The organism is Dyadobacter sp. HNCC25DJ187 (assembly GCF_056895255.1).
On the sequence record NZ_JBXHAT010000002.1, the window covers coordinates 612,619 to 634,684 of the forward strand.

14 protein-coding genes are annotated in these 22,066 nt (G+C 44.2%); 2 read left to right on the forward strand and 12 right to left on the reverse strand.

Going from position 1 to position 22,066, the window contains the following annotated elements; all coding sequences use genetic code 11:
• Positions 1-39: 39 nt before the first annotated feature.
• The 5 genes from AC1XUE_RS13595 to AC1XUE_RS13615 form a co-directional block, all read right to left on the reverse strand.
• The gene (locus tag AC1XUE_RS13595) at positions 40-3,243 is read right to left on the reverse strand and encodes a SusC/RagA family TonB-linked outer membrane protein (protein WP_483356521.1); all 3,204 of its coding nucleotides are present in this window, start codon (positions 3,241-3,243) and stop codon (positions 40-42) included.
• 345 nt (positions 3,244-3,588) lie between these two features.
• Positions 3,589-7,659: a hybrid sensor histidine kinase/response regulator transcription factor gene (locus AC1XUE_RS13600; protein ID WP_483356522.1), complete on the reverse strand. Its 4,071-nt coding sequence runs from the start codon at positions 7,657-7,659 to the stop codon at positions 3,589-3,591.
• Between the two features lie 272 nt (positions 7,660-7,931).
• Positions 7,932-8,927 (reverse strand): DUF6807 domain-containing protein, encoded by a 996-nt coding sequence (locus AC1XUE_RS13605; RefSeq protein ID WP_483357994.1) that lies wholly within the window; start codon positions 8,925-8,927, stop codon positions 7,932-7,934.
• Between the two features lie 164 nt (positions 8,928-9,091).
• Positions 9,092-10,432 (reverse strand): Gfo/Idh/MocA family protein, encoded by a 1,341-nt coding sequence (locus AC1XUE_RS13610; protein WP_483356523.1) that lies wholly within the window; start codon positions 10,430-10,432, stop codon positions 9,092-9,094.
• A gap of 57 nt (positions 10,433-10,489) precedes the next feature.
• Positions 10,490-11,860: a 3-keto-disaccharide hydrolase gene (locus tag AC1XUE_RS13615; protein WP_483356524.1), complete on the reverse strand. Its 1,371-nt coding sequence runs from the start codon at positions 11,858-11,860 to the stop codon at positions 10,490-10,492.
• A gap of 228 nt (positions 11,861-12,088) precedes the next feature.
• On the opposite strand from AC1XUE_RS13615, the gene AC1XUE_RS13620 reads away from it, so the two are divergent.
• Positions 12,089-12,475 (forward strand): hypothetical protein, encoded by a 387-nt coding sequence (locus AC1XUE_RS13620; protein ID WP_483356525.1) that lies wholly within the window; start codon positions 12,089-12,091, stop codon positions 12,473-12,475.
• A gap of 336 nt (positions 12,476-12,811) precedes the next feature.
• Here AC1XUE_RS13620 and AC1XUE_RS13625 read toward each other — a convergent pair whose 3' ends face one another.
• The 7 genes from AC1XUE_RS13625 to AC1XUE_RS13655 form a co-directional block, all read right to left on the reverse strand.
• The gene (locus AC1XUE_RS13625) at positions 12,812-13,729 is read right to left on the reverse strand and encodes a sugar phosphate isomerase/epimerase family protein (RefSeq protein ID WP_483356526.1); all 918 of its coding nucleotides are present in this window, start codon (positions 13,727-13,729) and stop codon (positions 12,812-12,814) included.
• Positions 13,730-13,850: 121 nt separating this feature from the next.
• Positions 13,851-14,771: a ThuA domain-containing protein gene (locus tag AC1XUE_RS13630; RefSeq protein WP_483356527.1), complete on the reverse strand. Its 921-nt coding sequence runs from the start codon at positions 14,769-14,771 to the stop codon at positions 13,851-13,853.
• Between the two features lie 149 nt (positions 14,772-14,920).
• The gene (locus tag AC1XUE_RS13635) at positions 14,921-15,439 is read right to left on the reverse strand and encodes a molybdopterin-dependent oxidoreductase (protein WP_483356528.1); all 519 of its coding nucleotides are present in this window, start codon (positions 15,437-15,439) and stop codon (positions 14,921-14,923) included.
• A gap of 165 nt (positions 15,440-15,604) precedes the next feature.
• Positions 15,605-17,302, reverse strand: a complete 1,698-nt coding sequence (locus tag AC1XUE_RS13640; protein WP_483356529.1) for a ribonucleoside-diphosphate reductase subunit alpha — start codon at positions 17,300-17,302, stop codon at positions 15,605-15,607.
• Between the two features lie 51 nt (positions 17,303-17,353).
• Entirely contained in the window at positions 17,354-18,328 is a 975-nt protein-coding gene (locus AC1XUE_RS13645; protein WP_483356530.1) for a ribonucleotide-diphosphate reductase subunit beta, read from the reverse strand.
• Between the two features lie 432 nt (positions 18,329-18,760).
• Positions 18,761-19,975, reverse strand: coding sequence for an inositol-3-phosphate synthase (locus tag AC1XUE_RS13650; protein ID WP_483356531.1), 1,215 nt, complete (start codon positions 19,973-19,975; stop codon positions 18,761-18,763).
• Positions 19,976-20,266: 291 nt separating this feature from the next.
• The gene (locus AC1XUE_RS13655) at positions 20,267-21,271 is read right to left on the reverse strand and encodes a bestrophin family protein (RefSeq protein ID WP_483356532.1); all 1,005 of its coding nucleotides are present in this window, start codon (positions 21,269-21,271) and stop codon (positions 20,267-20,269) included.
• 322 nt (positions 21,272-21,593) lie between these two features.
• Here AC1XUE_RS13655 and AC1XUE_RS13660 point away from each other — a divergent pair, with 322 nt between their 5' ends.
• Entirely contained in the window at positions 21,594-22,013 is a 420-nt protein-coding gene (locus AC1XUE_RS13660; protein WP_483356533.1) for a VOC family protein, read from the forward strand.
• Positions 22,014-22,066 lie beyond the last annotated feature (53 nt).

A 22,066-nucleotide genomic window follows, 5' to 3' on the forward strand; every position in this document is an offset into this window, starting at 1 on the left:
TTATTATAATTTGATGTTATATCAGCTTGTTTTTGCGGCTTAGAAGTCAGCCAGCAGACCAAAAGAATACATACGTACAGAAGGATAACGACCAGTATCGATTCCTGCCATCACAGTACCGCCATAATTGACCATTCCGATCTCAGGATCATATCCTTTGTATTTGGTGATGGTAAACAAGTTCTGAGCTCCAACAGATGCTTTCAATCCTTTGATGAAGAAATCCTTCAGAATTGTTTTTGGGAAGTTATAGCTGATCGTGATGTTTTTAAGACGTACGTAGCTTCCATCTTCGATGAAATTGGTGTTCATACGGTTGTTACCATTAGGATCACCCGGAGCAATACGCGGGATGTTATATCCTGGATTTGTCAGCGTAACTGATTCTGCATCTCCAGGCTCGTAGCTGCTCGGACGCGCATAATTCGCTACCGATGACCATTGGTTTCCAAAAACACCACCATTGCCCGGTACTTCGGCACGGTAACGCGGGTAATTCAGGATATCATTTTTAAAACTACCTGTCAGGAATGCATTCAGCTCAAAGTTTCTGTAACTCACGTTGTTGTTCAGACCCAGTGTGAATTTCGGCCATGGATTACCAATGACGGTACGGTCCTCTGCGTCAATTACACCATCACCGTTCAGATCACGGAATTTGGTATCACCCACCCATGTACCTGTTGCAGGATTGATTGTCAGCTCATTGTTGGATGTCTGGATCGCATGACCTGTGATGTCTTCCGCATTCTGGAAAAGACCGTCAGCTATGTATCCGGTGATCATACTTGCAGGCTGACCTACCTCAGTTCTGAAGCCTACCGAAGTGGCGTTCCATACCGGGGTGATCGGGTTAAGCAAAGAAGTTACCTTGTTGCGGTCAAATGATAAGTTCAGACCCGTTTTCCAGTAGAAACCTCCTTTGTCGATGTTGACTGTATTCAATGTAAACCCGATACCTCTGTTTTTCATTGAACCTGCATTTACAGCCGGCCAGCTCAGATAACCAGGAGAGTAAGCAATATCACCACCATAAGTGAATGGGTATGAATTGATCGTAATCAAACTTGTAATGTTCTTAATGTAAGCATCCACGATCAATTCCACGCGGTTTCCGAACATATGCAGATCCATACCTGCATTGATTACGTCATCTTTTTCCCATGTAAGGAATTCATTGGCAAAATTGGAAGCCAGAAATCCTGTTCCCCATCCTGTCGGTACAGATTGCAGTGTAGAGAAGATCGCATTACCACCACTACCCTGGTTTCCCGAGCGGCCGATTTCAAATCTCAATTTAAGATCGTTGATCTGATTAACGCCCTTCATGAAATTTTCTTCTGATACACGCCATGCTGCAGATACAGCCGGGAAATTACCCCAGCGGCGTCCCTGACGGAAAGCAGATGAACCATCCATACGATAGGTTCCCTGAAGGAAGTAACGCTCGTTGAAGCTATAGTTAACACGTGCAAAATACGATTCACGTGATCCTGCTCCCTTACCACTGTTATTGCTTACATTCGATATCACAGATCCATCTCCACCCGAAAGCTCTTCAATTGTATTGGTGATAAACTTCTTTCTTGAAGCGGTCAGTGACTCATAAGTGAATTCCTGCGCCTCATGACCCGCCATGATGTTGGCTGCATGCTTGTTGAGTTTCAAATCATAGGTAAGACGTGTATGAAAGCTCCACCAGTTGTTGGTATTGACAGATCTTGTCGATGTGGCTGCATCCTGCGATACTACAAATCCACCGATGGTATAGGAAGGATGGAAAGAATAGTATTTCAGAAACTCAGAGCTTCCGTTCGCTTCTGTGTGCCAGGTTAGGTTTTTAGTCAGTTTTACATCAGCAAACAAACTTCCAAGAATAGATGTTCTGCGGTTGTAATCATTGTAGATCTTGGAGATCATCACAGGGTTTGTAAACTGGAACTGCGTAGAGGTAGGACCTCCCCAGCTTCCATCGGGATTCGTTACCGGTATGCTTGGATTCTGATCCAAAGCCAACTGGATAATACCTCCGTTGTTGGTATTCACCTTTTCCTCTGTAATACCTACGCTCATGTTCGCACCGATTTTCAACCAGCTGCGTGTCTGATTCTCCAAATTCAAACGTCCATTATAGCGTTTGAAACCTGATCCTTCTACAATTCCTTTCTGGTTGAAATATTCTCCCGACAGATAGTACGTTGTTTTCTCGGTACCACCACTCAAACCCAGTGAATACTTCTGTAGCGTTGTAGGACGGTACAGTGCTGCCTGCCAGTTTGTTCCTTCTCCCAATACAGACGGATCAGCAAACTGAGGATCTGTCGCCGTGCCTCCCACTGCTTCCGCCTCATTTCTGAACTGCGCGTATTCTCTCAGGTTCATCACATCAATATGCCGTGGCTCTGACTGCAATGTTAACAGGGAGTTGAAAGTGATTTTAGTTTCACCTGCTTTACCGCGTTTTGTAGTAATCATCACCACACCGTTGGCTCCCACCGCTCCGTAGATGGCCGTTGCAGATGGTCCCTGCAATACGTTAATCGTTTCAATATCGTCCGGGTTGATACTCGAAAGAATGTTCGAGAAACCTGTAGGACGGTTATTGGGGTCATCCCGCATGTTGTCAGGTTTGATCTGCACACCATCGATGACATATAAAGGCTGTGTTGTTCCTGTAAGAGAGCTCAGACCGCGGATCAATACAGAAGGAGCCGCACCTGGCTGCCCTGAGTTCTGCTGTACCATTACGTTCGCAGCACGTCCCTGCAACCCTTGTTCAAGCGAAGTATTGATCGTTTTGCTCAGATCCTTACCTGACACAGTTACCTGTGAGCTGGATACATCGGTCTTTTTCATTTCACCGTACCCTACTACAACCACCTCTGTAAGATTGGCTATGCTTTCTTTGAGCTTGATGTCGATTTTTGTTTTGTTTCCGACGTTTATTTCGGTGGACTCATATCCAATGAAAGAAAACACCAATGTACTGCCTGGTGCTACATCCAATGTAAAGAATCCCTGTGTATTGGTGGTAGTACCATTGGATGTTCCCTTCACTACTACACTCGCCCCTGGAATCCCGCTGTCATCCGCATCTGATACGACAGAACCGGTTACTGTTCTTCTGGAATCCTGTGCCAGTGCACCGCTTTGTGGCAAGGCCAGAGCGAGTACCAGAAAGGGAATCCAAAGCAACTTCATCATGGTTAACAGGTCTGTTTTTACCTGTTGATTTAAGTACATGTTTTTTTGCATGTTGTTGTGGTTTTTAAAAATATGTCAGTTAGGAATAAACACGATTATACAATTCCAATATTGAGCACCCACTCAAAGGGTTTTTAGTATAAATCGTATTTATTCTTGGACAAATGTGACTCATTAACTGTGACTGCAGGGGTATCAAATGTTTACAAATAGGGAATCAGATGTAAACTAATGGCAGAAAATGCGTGTATTTTCTGCTTTTATTCATGTTTTGAGTACTTCCTATTGATTTAAGGGTAAAGAAGTGTGGATTTTGCAGGTTGAAACGCAGGTGTTACTTAATGACATAAATGTTGTATTATTCCAATATAACATATGTAACCATTATTGCTCATTCGGTTCTCTTTTCCGGTACTCTGTGGGCAGCACCTTGAATTCCTCCCGGAAAAGCCTGGCAAAATACTTGGGGTTATTAAAGCCTACCTGGTAGGCAATCTCGGATACAGTTAGCTGACTTTTTTCCAGCAGAGAGGCAGCTCTTCTCATCCGGATAATACGGATAAATTCAACCGGTGTTTTACCTGTCAGTGAAAGCAGCTTTTTGTAAAGATACATGCGGCTCATAGCCATTTCAGAACTCAACTCCTCAACGGTGAAATCAGCATTACTTAAATTGGCCTCGACCACTTTCACAGCTTTTGCAATAAACTGCTCATCTACCGAACGGATTTGAATTTCACTAGGCTGTATTTTCACATGTTGCTGAAACTGCTTTTGGACCCGTTCTCTTCTGTGAATCAGATTTTTGATCCGTACCAACAGGATATCCATTCGGAATGGTTTTGTAACATAAGCATCCGCCCCTGTTTCATATCCCTGCAGTTGCTGCTCATCCTCAGCTCTGGCTGTTAAAAGTATAACCGGGATATGAGAAATACGGCTATCGGTTTTAATCAACCGGCAAAGCTCCATGCCATCCATTTCAGGCATCATAACATCACTGACGATCAGATCAGGAATCAAATCCAGCGTCATTTTATGCCCGACTTTGCCATTGGGAGCTTCATACACCTGGTAATCTTTACCTAGTGTTTCCCGCATATAGTCACGGAACTCATCATTATCTTCTACAATAAGCAGCACAGGTTTGGCTGCATTGACCCCATTTTCCGGTTCTTCTATAATTTCCGGATTCGTTACAAACTGCTCATCTGCAATGCTGCTTAGCGCCCCTTCGGTTATATCCGATGGTTCCAAGGGCAGACTGATCATAAATGTGCTACCCATACCTTCTTTGCTTTCAACCGTGATCGTGCCGGCATGCAACTTCACAAACTCCTTGGTGATCGAAAGCCCTATTCCACTTCCCTGATTCACCACGTGGCTTGGCAACTGATGCTGAAAAAAGCGCTCAAAAACTTTGGGTTGATCTGCTTCCGGAATGCCTATCCCTGAATCTGCCACGCGTATTTCCAGCTGTTTTCCAGTTTCGTGATCGACCGTGGCAAGCGTCACGACTACCCTTCCCTGCTCGGGTGTGAATTTAAATGCATTAGACAAAAGGTTATACATGATCCTGGACATCTTCTCGGGATCAAACATAGTATAAAGCGATTCAGTGTCGGATCGAAATGAATAGGCAATGTGCTTTCGTTCAGATAAGTCAGAAAAAGTGTGTGTAATCTCCCTGACAAACTGGACAATATCCCCTCTTTCAGGATTATAGGCTGTATCCTCAACTTCCATTTTCTTGAAGTCCAGCAGTTGGGTGACTAGGTTCAGAAGCCGGGTGGCATTTCGATGAACAAGTGATAGCTGAACTTTCACTTCTGTGTTGGCCTGCATCGTTTTCAGTAAACCTTCCAGCGGTGTAAGCATCAATGTGAGCGGCGTACGGAATTCATGGCTTACATTGGTGAAAAACTTAATTTTCATCAGATCCAGTTCATGTAGCTGCTGGGCTTCACGACGCTCCTGTACCAATCGGAAACTCATTCTTTCCCGTTCCAGAAGGATCCATCTGGCGATGGCCAGTGCCACAGCTATAGCCAGTGCGTAAAGCATATATGCGAGCGGCGTTTTCCAGAAAGGAGGTAGTATATGGATTTTCAGTTCCCGCTCTTGCGTGGCCTGATTACCGTTCTGCATCTTCACCCGGAATGTGTATTCTCCCGGATCCAGGTTGGTATAGGTGACTTTTCTGGTGTTATTATCCGCTTCAAACCACTGATCATTGAAGCCTTCAAGTGTATACAAATAATGATTCTTATCGGCATGGAGAAAATTCAGTGCGGCAAACTCAATCGTAAATACGTTTTGACTGTGTTTCAGCTCTACTTCGGTCGTTTGTGCGATTGATCTGGCAAGAATCAGATTACCATCAAGTTGCTCGCCCGGTTTCACACTTTTGTTAAAGATCTGAAAATCGGTCAACATCACACCTTCATGCACTACGTCATCGTCTACGCTCTGGGGTGAAAATACCGTAAACCCGCTGGCTCCGCCAAACACAAGTTCACCGGTGTGCAACCGCAATGCTGCATTCTCATTAAAACTTCTCCCCTGCAGGCCATCGACCTCGTTGTATATACGTACCTTGATCGCTTCCGGAACCGCTCCGCTACGCTTGCTGATGTTTATGTTTACCAGTCCCTTGGGAGTGCCCAGCCAAAGATTTTCCTTTGCATCAATGACAACAGATACGATAGAATTATCCGGTAGGCCATCCCGCATGTCGTACACTTTGAAGCGGCCGGTTTTCTTGTCAAACAAATTGAGCCCCTGAACCGTCCCGACCCATATATTACCCAATCCGTCCTGCGTGATAGCTGTTACGCCGTCGTTGCTCAGGCTGGTAGGATCGCCATTTCGATGCCCGTAATGTACAAATTTCCCTGTTTCTCGCATCAGCACATCAATCCCGGCTGCCGTACCAATCCACAGATCCCCATCCTTATCTTCCATCATGGCAGCGATGTAATCAGAGTTGATCGAATTGGGGGCATTGGGCCTGAAGTGTACAAATACATTTTTCCCTCTGTCAAAAAGCTCAAGTCCGTCACCGAGCGTACCGACCCAGAGCCTGTGTTGAGAATCTTCGTAAATCTCCCATACCCTGTCATCGATAAGACTTGTCGGGTCCGCAGGATCATGCTGATAGCGCTTAAAAGTTTTGCCGTCAAAGCTGTTCAAACCGCCGAAATACGTTCCGATCCATAGTATTCCTGACGAATCCATAAACAGACTCACGATTACATTATTGCTCAGACTGGCAGCATTCCCCGGAATGTTACGATATTGCCTGAAAGTGTTGTTGGTCCTGTCAAAATAAATAAGGCCACCTCCATTTGATCCCACCCATATATTGCCCTTTTTATCTTCAACAAAAACACTCACATCATCAAATGGCAGACTGCCGGGAACAGAAGATAAATGCCTGATATTGGTGAACTTGAACAGGTTACGGTGGTAATTGCAAAAACCCTTTTTAAACGTTCCTGCCCATATCATACCAGACGAGTCCCTATACAAGGTCATCACACTGTTCTGGCTAATTGTTTTCGGATCATTAGGATTGTAGCTCAGCACTGAAACCTGAAGCGATTTTTTCTCAATGATATTTATCCCGCCATGATCGGTACCTACCCAAATCCGGCCATCAGGTCCTGAGATCACAGCGCTCACGATATTATTGGTCAGCCGGATATTCGCCGACGAGGTACTTCCCTCTATCAAACGGTTATTTTTTACATCAAAATAGAAGATACCTCTTACTGCCTTCACTATGTACACCCATGGCTCCCCGTCCTGATCTACAAATACACGGTGGTTAACAGAATTACCGATGGTGCGGCGGCTGAGCAAATTGCTGCGGTAGTCGGCCTGGAATGTTTTCCCATTGATTTTGGCCAGATAACCATTGCTGTAAACCACCCAAAGATTCCCTTTTGCATCTTCATTAAAATCAGAAATTACGGCTCCTGTCTGCAGCTCTTCCCTGGGTCTGAATTTCACATGGATCAGCACCTTTGTAGCCGGAGAATACCGGAGCAGTCCCAATCTGTTATGATTGATCCAGTAGTCTCCGGATGCGGTCCTGATCACCCTGCTGAAATTAGCATCGGGCAATCCCAACCGTTTTGCTGCATGGCCTGCATTGGAACTGATGCGCTCTGTAGCAGGATCATAGATCCTGTATCCTTTATGCGTACTGATCCAGATATAACCCTGCGGGTCTTCGAACAGATCGTTAATGTAATGATCGTCAATGGTCGTGGAATCAGCAGGATCATGTTTGAAGATCTTGAACGAATAACCATCAAAACGATTCAGACCATCGGCTGTGCCAATCCAAACGAATCCTTGCCTGTCTTTCAAAAAACAATTGACCTGATTGTGGGAAAGGCCTCTTTCGGTACCGTATCGGGCAAATTGGTAGTCATTCGTTTGGGCCATAGCCACATGTATCTGCAGCCAAATGCAAATGAACCAACCACAAAAACACACCAGCCGCTTTCCCATTGAAATAATAACTCTTCCTGATTTTATTGAATTTACGCAATACACTTGGGGGCTGCAAAAATAGTTTCAGAAGTGAAATAAACTACTATTTTTAATGGCACAGATTTTCACGGATTTTACTGCAACAAGTAGTGATATCGCTCTGTATACAAATGCAAAAAACCACGGACGATTCCGTGGCTTTTCAACTTATTATCACTCAAAAATTACTTCACTTTCGCATATTCAGCCGCGATAGTATTCAGAGCAGCATCCTTCAGGTGCTCCGAAGCAATCACCATCCTGTAACGGAATGTTGTGGATTCACCATTTTTAATCTTGAAATCAAGCACGTCCTTTCCATTGCTCAACTGCTTTTGCCCTAACGGGTTTACAGCAAACAGCCCATAACCTCTTGCGTGCCAGTATGCAGGATAACCTACATTTTTAGGATGATCTATAATGGCCACTGAGATGTCTTCATCTTTGATTTTACCAGTAAGATTACACCAGATTGCCCGCTTACCCCAAACGGCTTCTCCCTCGACACCATTGCTGTTGCGGTAGTTTCCGGTAATTCCCTGATTATTCATTACAGGTACTTTGGTAGCAATACCAGCTGCATCCGTAAAAATTTCAGGCTTGTTGGATGGAATTTCCAGCTCGCGGGCTACACGTATTGCGTACATACCATCCTTGATATCGGGCATAGCAACATCTCCATTCACTGCCGTGAGTTTCGTACTGCGATCAATCACACGCATATCCCCTTTACCACTGAATGTATACGTGGTTACTTCCTTCAATGTCAGCTTTCCGTCTTTATCTACCCAGTCGGCAGTTACAATAAGCTCACCTTTGTTTTTACCACTTTTCATGGAAGTAATACCTGTGTGCTTAATCGTTCCGTATGCACGTTTTTCGTGATTCACTGCGTCAGAATTGTTCCAGTAATCATTTCCGTTAACATCCTCATAATTAAGCCAGACTCCCACATGATGCGGATGATCTACCCGTTCATTAGCCCGTGGATCCATCGGCCAGCCACGGGTGATGACAGTACCCTTACCCGTCATCACAGGATACAGCACTGCCTTTTTCAAAACATCCTCACCTGGATAGTAGTAAGCAGTGAAAGGCTTACCATCCACAGAAACCTCCACCTTTTTTTCCTTTTCGTTATTGACCAGATCTACCTTTTGTGCCTGTGCAAGGCTAGTCATTGCTGCAAGTGATAAGGTAGCCAAAGCCACTTTCGTATTGAATAAATTCACCGGATTACAGTTTTAAAATAAACATTGATCATCAAAAAAACGCAGAGCTATGCAGTGCTTTGTTTCAGGCAAATAGCATTGACTCTGCGTTCTATATTATTATTCAGTGCTAATTAGCTAAGCACGATATCTTTTTTCTTCGGATCCCAGCTTACACGTTTGCCGGTATGCAAAGCCTGCGTTGCCATGATATTTGCCACGGAGTGGTTGAATCCTACACGCGCAGGAGCATTTGTTTCCTTACGGCTGCGGATACATTCCATCCAGTTCCGCATGTGAAGTGATGTCATTGGATCACCTCCGGTATTTGCATCCGTTTCAATTTTACCGGATGATTTCAGAGTGGAAGCTTCAAGCAGGTTGGCTTTCATGCCCATTCCTTTTGCATCTTTTTCTTTCAATCCGCCTTCAGGTGTAATCTGGTTGGTATCCAGGTTGATCATCCCTCCGTTCGAGAAGTAATATTCCTTCACTCCACCTGCTTCATTGTTGAAACGGGAAGAATAGATGACCTGGAAGCCTTTCGATTTATCGTCAGCCGGGCCGTATTCAAATGTGGCACTGAAAGTATCCGCATTGGTTCGGCCGTCTTTCCAGGTATAAACACCTCCATTGGCCACTACGTTACGTGGTGCATCCAATCCCGAGAACCAGTGAACGGTATCGATCTGGTGCGCCATCCATTGGCCGGGAATACCGGACGAATAAGGGTAGAACAAACGGTATTCAAGATAAAAACGAGGGTTCCAGGCTACCTTAGGACGGTTCATCAGGAAGCGTGTCCAGTCTGTATCCTGCTCTCTGATCTGTTCCACAAGTTCTTTTCTTCTCCAGCGACCTGGCTGATTCACGTTCCATGTCATTTCCACGGTGGTGATATCGCCAAATTTTCCGGATTTGATATAGTCGTAAGCAGCATGGTAGTTAGGGGCACTGCGGCGCTGCGATCCTACCTGCACAATTTGTTTCGATGCATCCACTGCTTTCATGACAGCTCTTGCATCTTCCAGAGATTCAGCAAAAGGTTTTTCAACATACACATCTCTTCCCGACTTTACCGCCTCTGCACAGTGCAAAGCGTGCTGAAAATCTGCTGTGCTGATAATTACAGCATCAACATCTTTACGACCCAGCAATTCTTCATTGTTACGTGCCTTTACAAACTGACTGGCTGCCCAGCCTTTATCAGTAATAAATTTCTCGGCTTCGTCACGGCGTCTGTTCCAAAGATCAGAAACACCCATAAATTCAAAGTTCAGTTCTTTGGAGTGCTGTGCGAACGCAGGAGCCAGTGAGCTGCGGAAACGATCAGAGAAACCAATAATTCCTACACGTACACGGTCATTGGCTCCCAGGATACGACGATAGCTTGACGCACTGAATGCGCTTGTTCCGATGGCAACTCCGGCAGATGCCAATGCTGCACTTTTTATAAAATCCCTTCTGGTTGTCATTGTGATTGATATAAAAGGTTATGCTGGTTATACTGTTATTGAACTGATGATGACCAATTATTTGGTCTCTTTAATTTTCAGGCTGCGGAAGGACACATTGTCGCCGTGATCCTGCAATAGCAGATGACCTTTCTCCGACATACCGAATCCGTCAAAATCCTTGAACTTCGATTCCGCTACCAAGTCTTTAAAAGCCTGAGATCCGCGAACATACTCAACCACCTTATAATTATTTAAAAAATGCTGAACCTTACCGTCTTTGGTGACCACGATACGTCCCTGGTTCCACTCTCCGATCTTCTTGATAGAGTTGGCCGGTTTTTGAGATGTGATCACATCGTATAGCGATCCGATCGTACGGTTGCCATCCTTACCTTTTTTGGCATCAGGGTGAACTGCATCATCCAGCACCTGGAATTCACAACCTATACCTGATTTTCCTCCTGAATTGAATTTCTGATCCACGAAGTACTTTACACCACTGTTCGCTCCTTCCGTCAATTTAAACTCAAATTGAAATTCGAAAGCAGGACCATACAGTTGTTTGGTGATGATATCATTACCTGTTTCAGAACCGTCTGATTTTGCGATGGTAATTGTTCCGTCATTGTAGCTCCATCTTTTGGAAGGGAAGTCTGTACCGCCATATGCTCTCCACTGATCCACCGTTTTACCATCATAGAGCTGCTTCCAGCCTTCTTTTTTCTCCGCATCCGTGATCGAGTTCGGGATCATGTTCACGATGCGGATATTGGTTGCCGGGCTTGGTTTCAGGTTTGTGGTTTTGATACGTATGTTCTTCCAGCTCACCTGCGTTCCCTGACGGCTCTGGTCTTTACCGATAGAATGCACCTGCAGACAGATAAATCCGCTTGGCGTAACATCATCAACCAGGTAAGCTACCGGTAGATCGTTTACGAAAGTACGGATGGTATTACCAATCGCCTCAATACGGTATTTATTCCACTGATCTTTCTTGAAAGCTTTTTTGCCTTCCGGGTTGATGTCGAGCGGATACAACCAGCCGCGGCGTGCTTCGTCATAGATTCCACCTGAATAGGCGCGGTCACTCGGGTCAATCTCCACCTGGTATCCATGCACGCGACCATTCATATAATCCGGTTTCGAAAGGCTGCGGATCTGAATGCCTGAGTTAAGTTTATTATCAACTTTCAGTTCGCATTCGAAAATAAAATCTCCATAATCTTTCTCTGTAGTAAGAAATGAATTGGGTGTCTCCATCACGGATGTACCTACAATGGCACCATCTTTGACCTCATAAGTAGCTTTACCATTCAGCTGTTTCCAGCCTGTCAGATCCTTACCATTGAAAAGGCTTTCCCATCCGTCCTTCGACTTTTGGGCGTAGGTTGTTGAAACAGTTAAAATTGTGAGCAGCAATACGGTGCAGATCTTTGATCTTTTCATTTGAAAACGCAAGCGGGGTTATTGATAAATAATATATTTCCTGGTATTTGTGCAAGTTTCCGTTCTACATAACTATAAACGAAAATAACGCTTGCCTACCCTTACAAAGTACTGCATAAGGTATTTAAGAAAGGAAAAATAATATCAAAAAAATGATGTGATTACAACCAATTTATAAAATCAAATGTCCCGATAGCACTTATCTGATTCACATCTAACTGTATGGTCATGAAAATATGGACTGTAATACTGCTGCTGCTTATACCTCTCTTATTAATCACCATAGTCGCTTGTAACAAATCAGAAAATGCGGCAGATATGCTTGCATCCATCAACAGGGTTACATCTGATATTGAAAATTTGGTTGTACCCAAACAATGTGCTACGCAAGCACAGGATTGTCGCCTCAGCACTATTCTTGCTCCTGGTACATGCGGATTGACATATATCTACAATATCAAAGATGTAGATTCTGTAAAACTTGGCAATAAGTTCGCTGAGCTGGAAAGGCTTAAAAGAGAATACGCGACCAACAATCCAATCGGACCCATATGTGATTATTCCATTCCGGATAGCCTCTATATTAAAGATTGCAAATGTGTAGGTGGATATTGATTTGACAATAATTAAAGATATTCAAACCTCACAGGGTTGTTGACTTTATGTGCCGATCAGCTGCGGGTTTCACCCGGAGTTAATCATATTAAAGCCCTCCAGGCTTTACAGTTAGCGTGTAACAAGTAGGGAATACTCTACCCGACTAAATCAAAAAAATACTCATGCTGTTTAGGTTACGATCACTCGTTCAGGGACATTCGCACAACAATGATCCCAGCGAGACCAAAGACGAATAACCCCGGGATCTCACCCGGGGTATCGGAAAACTTTCAGATAATCAGAATCTGCCGAAAGGGTGTGATTCTTAATAAACATCTATGTCGAATCTAACAGTTAACCAAGCGGATACTTCAAAGTTTCAATGATATATTTTTTATTGATCTCGGCGCAAACCAATGGCGATTTATCCGGATCGGGCACACCGTCCAGCTCCACTACGGCCCAGCCTTTGAACTTTACTTTATTTAAAGCGGTAAATACAGCCGGCACGTCTACTCGTCCTTGTCCGAGCTCTACAAACTTATAGCCGCTTTTGGACTCAACGGGTTTGGTATCCTTCAGATGCAGAGAATGCAGCACGTCCTTATATTGTACCACTGCCTCGTGCGGTTCTCCTCCCCCTTGCTTGTAATGCGCAATATCAAGCAGCAGTTTGACGTATTTTGGATTCATCGCCTGCACAATCGTATCTACTTCCTCCGGTGTTTCGCCCCACTGGTTCATGTGGTTGTGGTAAACAGTTTGCACACCCAGGTCAGCCGTTTGTTTTCCAATCTCATTCATCACTTCTGCCAGCTTTTTAAGTTCTGCGGCTGTAGGTGCCTGGCCATTTTTCCGAAGACTATTAGTTACCTGCAGCGCATTACCTCCCAGGGCCTTTACAAAACTGGCATGTGCTACATGTGTATCAATCGTACTCTGGAGTTTGGCCGGATCAACTTCCACATTGCCGCTGGAAAACATGACCAGCTTCAGGTCATTTTTCATAAGTGCATCTTTCAGCTCCGAAACCTTTGTACGGTACGGCGCGAAGGTGTTGGCCCTCAACTGAATGCCCTTATAACCAAGCGATGAAAGTTCTTCAATGGCTATCAAATCTTTCCCTCCCCAGGTGATTGAAGAGTAACCAATCTTGAAGTTCCCTTTTTTAAACAGCTCTTCTGCGAAGGCTGACGAAGTCGTCAGAGCTCCTGCAGCCAGAGCGAACGTTTGCAGGAACGACCTGCGGCTTATAGAATCTGCATTATCCATTTTGTTTGTGTTAAGGTAGGAATAAGATACTGATCACAAGACGAGTAAAACGCAAAAAGCCCCCTGTATGGAGGCTCTTGTATTATAATAATATTGATAATATTTTTACCGATTCCCCGATTTACTTTTTAGCTGGCGCCGGATTCATCGCAGCAATATCAGCACGGTAAGTAACAGTATTGGCTGTGGGGAAATTGGCTGGCACTTTTTGGGTTACTTTGCCGGTCGCTGCCCATTCTGTTCCTCTTTGCAATAGCACACCAAAATCAACCGAGCTCATGCCGACAGGATCGTGACCCGCCGTTTGATGAAAGATGCGTCCTTTTCCATACGTAAGCACCATCAGCTGTGGTTCGTCATAGCCGGTTCCATGATTTTCTTTCAAAGATTTGGATGTTGCCAGTACGGTCATATTCTCACCCGGTCCGCGCAGATTTGCATACAGCTCATCGTTATGGTGCATCCACACCGGCGGCAGACCTTTTGTAATCGGGTGATTAGTATTTACCACGTTCATAGCAAAAGGCAATCTGGCCCCATGGCTACCAGCGCTTCCAGGTTTTGTATCTTCAACCAATTTGCCATCCTTATAATACCAATAGGGTCCGCTCTTTTCGTTCCGGTCGCGCCATCCGCCCACACCTATCATCTTATTGAATTCCACCCAACCCGGAAAAGAATTATTGGCCGCGTGCACAATTACCAAACCTCCACCATTGGACATATATTGTTCGAATGATCTCTTCAGTGCATCCGGCCAACGTTCTGTAGGCACATCATAATTCAATACGATGGCATTATAATCTGTAAACCTCGGATTAAACTGGCTAAAATCGCCATCTTTCCCCGGAGCTGAAACCACCTCTACCTGAAACGCCTTGTATTCTTCCAGCAGCTTTTTCATGATTTGCGTACCAATATCAATCCGGTGATACGGATTCGACTCTCCATCCAAAATCATGATTTTCAGCGACTTTTGGGCACTTGTCGGGATGACCGTTAAAAAAAAGAGAATACCTACAACGAAACATAATTTTTTCATCAGCGCGAATAGAATTAGATTATGGAATTATTACCAGAAAGTCTGTAAATGATGCAATGAAGACTTGTCAGCAAAGATGCTTTACTTAAGGCAATATCACAAATTCCACCGGCTACTTTGATTAAAGTAATTCACTTCAAGTCCTGATGTCAATGTTTTGCAAACATCACTTTCACTGAGCGCACTTCCCGAATCCAGCGGGCGGGCTTTTTATCATTCGGAGCAATAATTCTTAACGGACCTTCACCGGCCCCTAGTGGTTTGCCATCTTTTTGTATAGCCAGCAAAATTACCTGATCTGTGAATTCAGGATCAATCTCGGCCAGCGCATATATCACTTCATAGCCATCTGCTGCTGTAATCAGTACATATTTTACCAAATTTTCGCCCCGCAATTTAGCTCCCAGCGTCACTCCCGCCCTTGCAAGAATATCCGCGAGGGCCACGCCACCAAACTCGTGCTCCCTGCCGTCACGGTCTTTCACTTTTCGGGTAAACTGCTTAAAAACGGTCAAATCTTCCATTTTCAATTCCAGAGCAGATTCCACCTCACCGGTCACGGTCAAAGCGGTGCTTTGTGCAATAGCGGGATTTTCAAGCAATAGAGTTAACAGAATGCAACCAACAAAGCAGAATTTCCTAAGCAGGGATCGGGTAAAACTGTTCATGAGGATCGATATGTATTTAAAGTTATATCGCAAATATAGAGGTTGCCTGGTTCGGAATGATCCTACAAGCAACTTATTTTTCTTGTCTTGTAATTAGAGATAAAAAACAATCAGGCTGCCCTTCCGAAAAAGAGCAGCCTGATCAGCTTACTAAAATCTATATCATTACGACTCGCAGGACTGGCAGCTTACCAGACTCGTTACCAGTTCTTTGGAAACACTTTGACTTCGTTGGTAGTAAAGCGTTTTCACTCCCAGCTTCCACGCTTCGATCAACAACTTATTTACTTCTTTCACCGGTAAATTGGAAGGAATATTAAGATTCAGACTCTGTGACTGATCCACATATTTCTGACGGATAGAAGCCTGCTGAATAATTTCAAGCTGACTGATCTCCTTGAATGTTTTGAACACATCTTTTTCTTCCTGCGTAAGTGCGTCCAGGTGCTGTACGCTTCCGTGGTTCAACATGATCGTACGCCAGGTTTCTTCATTGTCGATGCCCTTCTCTTCCAGCAATTCTTTCAGGTATTTGTTCTTGCGCATGAAGTTACCTTTGGCAAGTCCCGCCTTGTAATAATTACTGCTGAAAGGCTCAATACCCGGAGAAGTTTGTCCTAAAATGGCAGATGAAGATGTTGTAGGCGCAATAGCCAGCAATGTAGTATTACGACGACCGTATCCTTTCAACAATTCCGGCTCGCCGTATATCAAAGCAAGTTCCTGGGTAGCTTTTTCGGATTTTGCCTGAATTTCCTGAAAAATTTTCACCGTAAGCTGCTTGGCCTGCAATCCTTCAAAAGGGATCATATTGCGTTGCAGATACGAATGCCATCCCAGCACACCAAGACCCAGAGCACGGTGACGTTTTGCAAAACGGTTTGCGTTTGCCAGAAAGTGATTACCTTCCGTCTTTTCAATAAACTCCTGCAATACAGCATCCAGGAAGAAGATCGCAAGACGAACTGCGTCGGTATCTTTCCATTCGTCGTACAACTCCAGATTCATTGAAGACAGGCAGCATATAAATGATTCGTCTTCTGACGATGGCAACATAATCTCCGAGCACAGATTACTGGCATTGATCCTCAGATTTTTGTCTTTGTAAACTTGTGGTTTGTTGATATTGACGTTATCTGAGAAGAAAATATAAGGCAAACCTTTTTGCTGGCGGCTTTGCAGAATTTTAGCCCATACCTCACGTTTCTCCATATCGCCGTCAATCATTTCCTGCATCCAGTAGTCAGGTACACACACACCTGAAAACAGATTCTGGATCGGGTGACCAATATCCTTGATCTGCAAAAACTCTTCAATGTCTTCATGATCGATATCCATATAGGCAGCAAATGCACCACGACGAACACCGCCCTGAGAGATCGTATCCATCGCCGTATCGAAAAGACGCATAAAGCTTACTGCTCCGCTGCTCTTACCATTATCGGTTACCGCGCTACCTCTTCCGCGCAAGGCGCCAAAGTAAGCTGACGTTCCTCCACCGATCTTTGTCTGCATGATCACCTCACCCAATTTGTGGGTAATACCTTCTATATTGTCCGGCACGTGTACGTTGAAGCATGAAATAGGCAAACCACGCTCGGTTCCCATGTTCGCCCAGATCGGCGAGCTAAGACTCATCCAGCCACGCTCTACCATTTCCTGAAACGCCTCTTTCAATTCCGGACGGTACAAACGCCTGGCAGCAGCAGCACATACACGTTCAATCGCTCCTTCTACAGTTTCGCCTTTCAGTAGATAACCTCTGTTAAGAACCTGTTCACTTTCAGTGTTTTTCCACCAAAGTTTTTCCATGTCATAGCGTACACCTACGCCATCCAACAAATCAAGTTCGGGACTATTCATTAGCTTGTTCTGTTTTTAAATTCTTGTTAATAAAATAATATTATGGCCCGATCAGAACAGATCGAAGGCGGATATACTCTTGTCGTGTTTGGTATAGTCTACCGGACGTTTGGCAAAGAAATCATCAAGGCTATTTGCAAAAACCTCTTCTTCAAACCATTGCAGCAACTTGATGTCCGACAGAGCCAGATTGAACTGACGCGGCAAACCGATTTTCTGCAGACTGTCGTCGGCACGGTACTTCATGAAATTGATCAGATCCTCTTTGCTGATACTGTCAATCTCACCTTCGCTGAAAATCCAGTCTACAATACGAGTCTCCACATCAATAGAGGAACGAACGAGTCTGACAATCTCTGCAACGGTTGCATCATCAAACATATCGGGGAATTCTTCACGAATTTTGTTGACCAGGTAAATACCGGCGTTGGCGTGGATCTGCTCGTCCACAGATGTCCAGGCGATGATGTTGCTCACGTTTTTCATCAACCCTTTAAAGCGGGTAAAGGAAAGGATAATAGCGAACTGACTGAACAAACTTACGTTTTCGATCAGAATCGAGAAAAGGATCAGAGAAAACGCATATTCTTTTCTGTCAGTAGATTTAGCGTTACCCAAAGCCTCAGAAAGATAATCGATGCGCTCACGGATCACCGGAATTTCTACCAATGATTCAAACTGATTGGTATAGCCCAAAACTTCCAGAAGACGCGAGTATGCTTCCGAATGACGGAATTCGCATTCAGCGAATGTACTTCCCAAACCGTTGAATTCCGGCTTAGGCAAATGGTGAAACAGATTACCCCAAAACGACTTTACAGCCACCTCAATCTGAGCAATCGCCAGAAGACTATTTTTGACCGCATTTCTTTCGGCATGGTTCAGATGCGAATGAAAGTCCTGCGTATCGGCAGTAAAATCCACCTCGGAGTGTACCCAGTAGGCCTTATTAATTGCCTCGGTAAATTGTAAAATTTCAGGGTATTCGAAGGGTTTGTATTGCAGACGTTTATCAAAAATGCTCATTGTATATGGCGGTATGTGTTAACTTTTATATCGTTTTCTTTTATCAAAAATGGAGCTTTGTAGCCACCGGAACGCTTACAAAATGATAGGATGAAGCTTAAATCCTCACAACCAGCACAGTATCATTTCCCGATACAATTATTGCTATTTCCTGTCTGTTTGGCTGAGACAAATCTACAAAGGATATTAATAATTTGTAAACTTTTTTATTATACAAGAAATATAAATAACTCATTATCAAATATTTAAATAAAAAAATTTGTAAACTTTTTTTCTATGTTAAAAAACATAAAATTTTTATTTGATAATCAACGGCTTTGACTTAAGAGATGAAATTTACCAAATAAAAATCCGCAGAATGCTCAGGATATCTCCTGTTGCTTCTGCGGATTGCTTTAATTCCTATTGGATTAAAAAATTTCTGAATTCCTACTAAATAGTCGAAATCATTTCAGTTTTTCTCAGCTGCTTTCTGGTTGATGCCGTCAGCTCACGGCGTGCCAGTGCGTGACATTCATAGATCGCATCGCTGAACATCATTTGCTGCGGTGGCGTCTTCTGCGTAGAAGCCGATGGTCCGCGTAGTGCGCCTACCAGTCCGAGCTCCCGGGCTACATATACATAACGAATCGCATCGATCACCACACCGGCTGAATTCGGGGAATCCTGAACCGACAACTGCGCGTCCAGAATCACAGGTGCTCCCATGAAACCTTCCAACTCCAGTCTGAAATTGGCTACCTTATTATCGCCATAGTAAGCAATGTATTCAGATGGTCCGGCATGCAGGAAACTGTCCTCGGACGAAATCCCCCGGATATCGTTCTGCGCGCGGATTACGTTTTCCTTGGAGATCTTCTTTGACTTCAGCCTGTTTTTGTCTTCCATATTCAGAAAATCCGTGTTGCCACCTACATTACGCTGTATATGCGCTTTCACATGATGCCCGCGCTCGAAAGCGAGTTCCTGAAGCATTTGAGAAACAATACTCGCCCCAAACTGGCTGCGCATATCATCGCCAATAATAGGTATGCCCGCATCAATGAAGCGCTGTTCCCAGGTTTGGTCAGAAGCGATAAACACAGGAATACAGTTCACCAAGGAAATACCCAGCTCCAGACAGATTTCCGCATAAAACTCCGTCGCCAGCTGTGAGCCTACCGGCAGGTAATTGATCAGCACCTCAGCCTGGTGGTGTTGTAATTGAGCGATGATCTCCTCCCGGAGCGAAGCTACCAGCTCCGGGTTATATTCGGCCTGGTTGGCTAACAGATCAGTGGCAGCCAGTTCGTCTTGAATGACAAACCGGTTCTCTGCCGGATAAGCCGACATCTGAGGAGAAACACCGTCTATCACGGGGGAACGGTAAACCGGTGCTTGCGATGTAATATGTGTGTATAGTGCAATCGTGCAGTTGGGTCTGGCCCAGATCGCTTCTTTCAACGGTAAACCGATTTTACGTTCATCTACTTCGAAACCACATACAAACTCGATGTGCTCTGCGCTGTAACCGCCAATGGTATCGGCCATCAGGCCAGACGATTTTTCGGAATGGGCCGTGTAATACTCAACCCCCTGAACCAACGAACTGGCGCAGTTACCTACGCCTACGATGGCAACCTTTATTTTTTTTTCTTGATCGGACATGGATAACTGCTAAATATTTTAATTGATGTCTTACTTTCAAACCACGTACAGCTGTCGATTTTTCAGTGAAAAATACTAGCTTCATGCTTTTCTAAAATTGAACGACAAATTTAATGCAAACGTTTGCATAAACTACTTTTTACAGATTAATCCTTAAATAATTATTAAATAAGTTTTTATATTTATAATTGTTATTACACATAATATGCCAGGATTATATAAATCTTACACGTTATAAAAACGAAAACCACCAGCAGTGACCAGTGGTTTTCGTTTTAGGAAGATTGTGACTTACATCAGAATATTATTCACAGGTGTGAGCGGAGCAGGAAGATCTTTTTCGCCAAGCATATCTCTCAGATCAATTTCGATATTACGGCTGATCTGGGTAACGGGCACATCGTTGGCGTTTCCCTCAAAAGGGTTTTCGGTACTTTGTCCTATTTGTTGAAGAACCAGAAAAACCCAGCCAGTCAATACACTAAAAGGGATAGTATACCAGATACAGTCTTCGCCAAGTCGGGAAAATTCATTCAGGAATCCCATGGGCAAAAGCATGCAAAAAGCATTGGTAAAAAACAGATTGATCGTTGAGAACTGCCGTGGGTATGGAAAGTTTTTAATTCTTTCACATTTGCCTTGCTGATCATAGAGCTCCTTTAACTGATTCTCCAGCGTAATATAATTGAAATCTGAAATCGCTCCCTGCTCATGAAGCTTGCGCAGCTGTGCGGACTGCTGCGCGATCAGTTGCGTAGCCCTGTTCTTCCTATCCAGTATAAACGTTCTGTCGGATTCCGACAAATAGGGCTTTAGCTCATCCTCCAGCGTACTTTCCCATTCCGGAACCTGGTAGTATTTCAGGTATTCCCGATTGTAAATTTTGGTCTTTACATGCTCCCAGCTTTTGGTTTCCCTTAACTGAAACCGCAGCGCCGTTAGCCAGGCAATATGCCGGTACACCATTTCCCTGTGAAGTAACTCTTCCTCAGCCTTTTGTTCTTTACGGATGAAATCTTTAATCATCATTCCCAGTGCCCGGCTGTTATTGATGATCGCTCCGTATATCTGACGTGCTTCCCACAAACGATTGTAAGTTTGAGTATTGTTAAAACCTGATATAAAGGCAGTTGCTGTACCCATCAATGCAACCGGCACCCAGGGAATTGCCAGCCATTTCCATCCGAACAGATAGAACAGCCCTGTCGGGACCATGCTCATGACCAGCATTTTATAAATCTTAGTCCTGGTCCAGGGAATAAAATGGACCAATCTATAATGACTTCCGGTATACATTACCTCTTATTTTTGATTTATTAATTAATCCCGTCTCATCATTCACACCAGCCAATTAACCGACAAAGTAATCAATTTTCAATACCAAATACTGCGTGCAGGTGTAAAAACAAGACACCAATTTACTTACACTTGCCAGCAAGTAAGACGGTGAAATCCCCATAGTGTACATGATACACCGGTACGGATGAAGTTGTCACATTTGCCCCTGCTGATTGTCGCTTTATCACCGTATGCAAATGACCGGATTGGCAGACATTTGTACTGTCGGCATCAGCAAAGTTGATGCTAACATGTATCAAACAACTTAAATTCTATCATCATGAGTGTCAAACAAGCATGGCTTAATTTACCAGTTAAAGATCTGGAAGTATCCCGCAGATTTTTCTCAGATATAGGCTTCAGAAGCAACCCTATGCATGACAACAACCGGCATGCTGCCAGTTTTTTCATAGGAGAACAAAACTTTGTATTGATGCTTTTTCCCGCAAAGGCATTTGAAGGTATGGTGCACAGCAAAGTGGCCGATACCAGTCAGGGCCATCAGGCTCTGATCAATATAGATGCTGAGAGCCCAGGCGAAGTGGATGCAATGGCAGAGACTGTCCGGAAGGCAGGCGGTAAAATATTTGCAGAACCAAGCCCTGCAGAGGGCTGGATGTATGTATTCGGATTCGAAGATCCGGATGGCCACCGCTGGGCTGTACTGCATATGGACATGTCAAAAATGCCGAGTCAGTGAAACCAGTATAAGTCACCGTTTTCGATTCTTAAATAATTCACCATCATCAAATC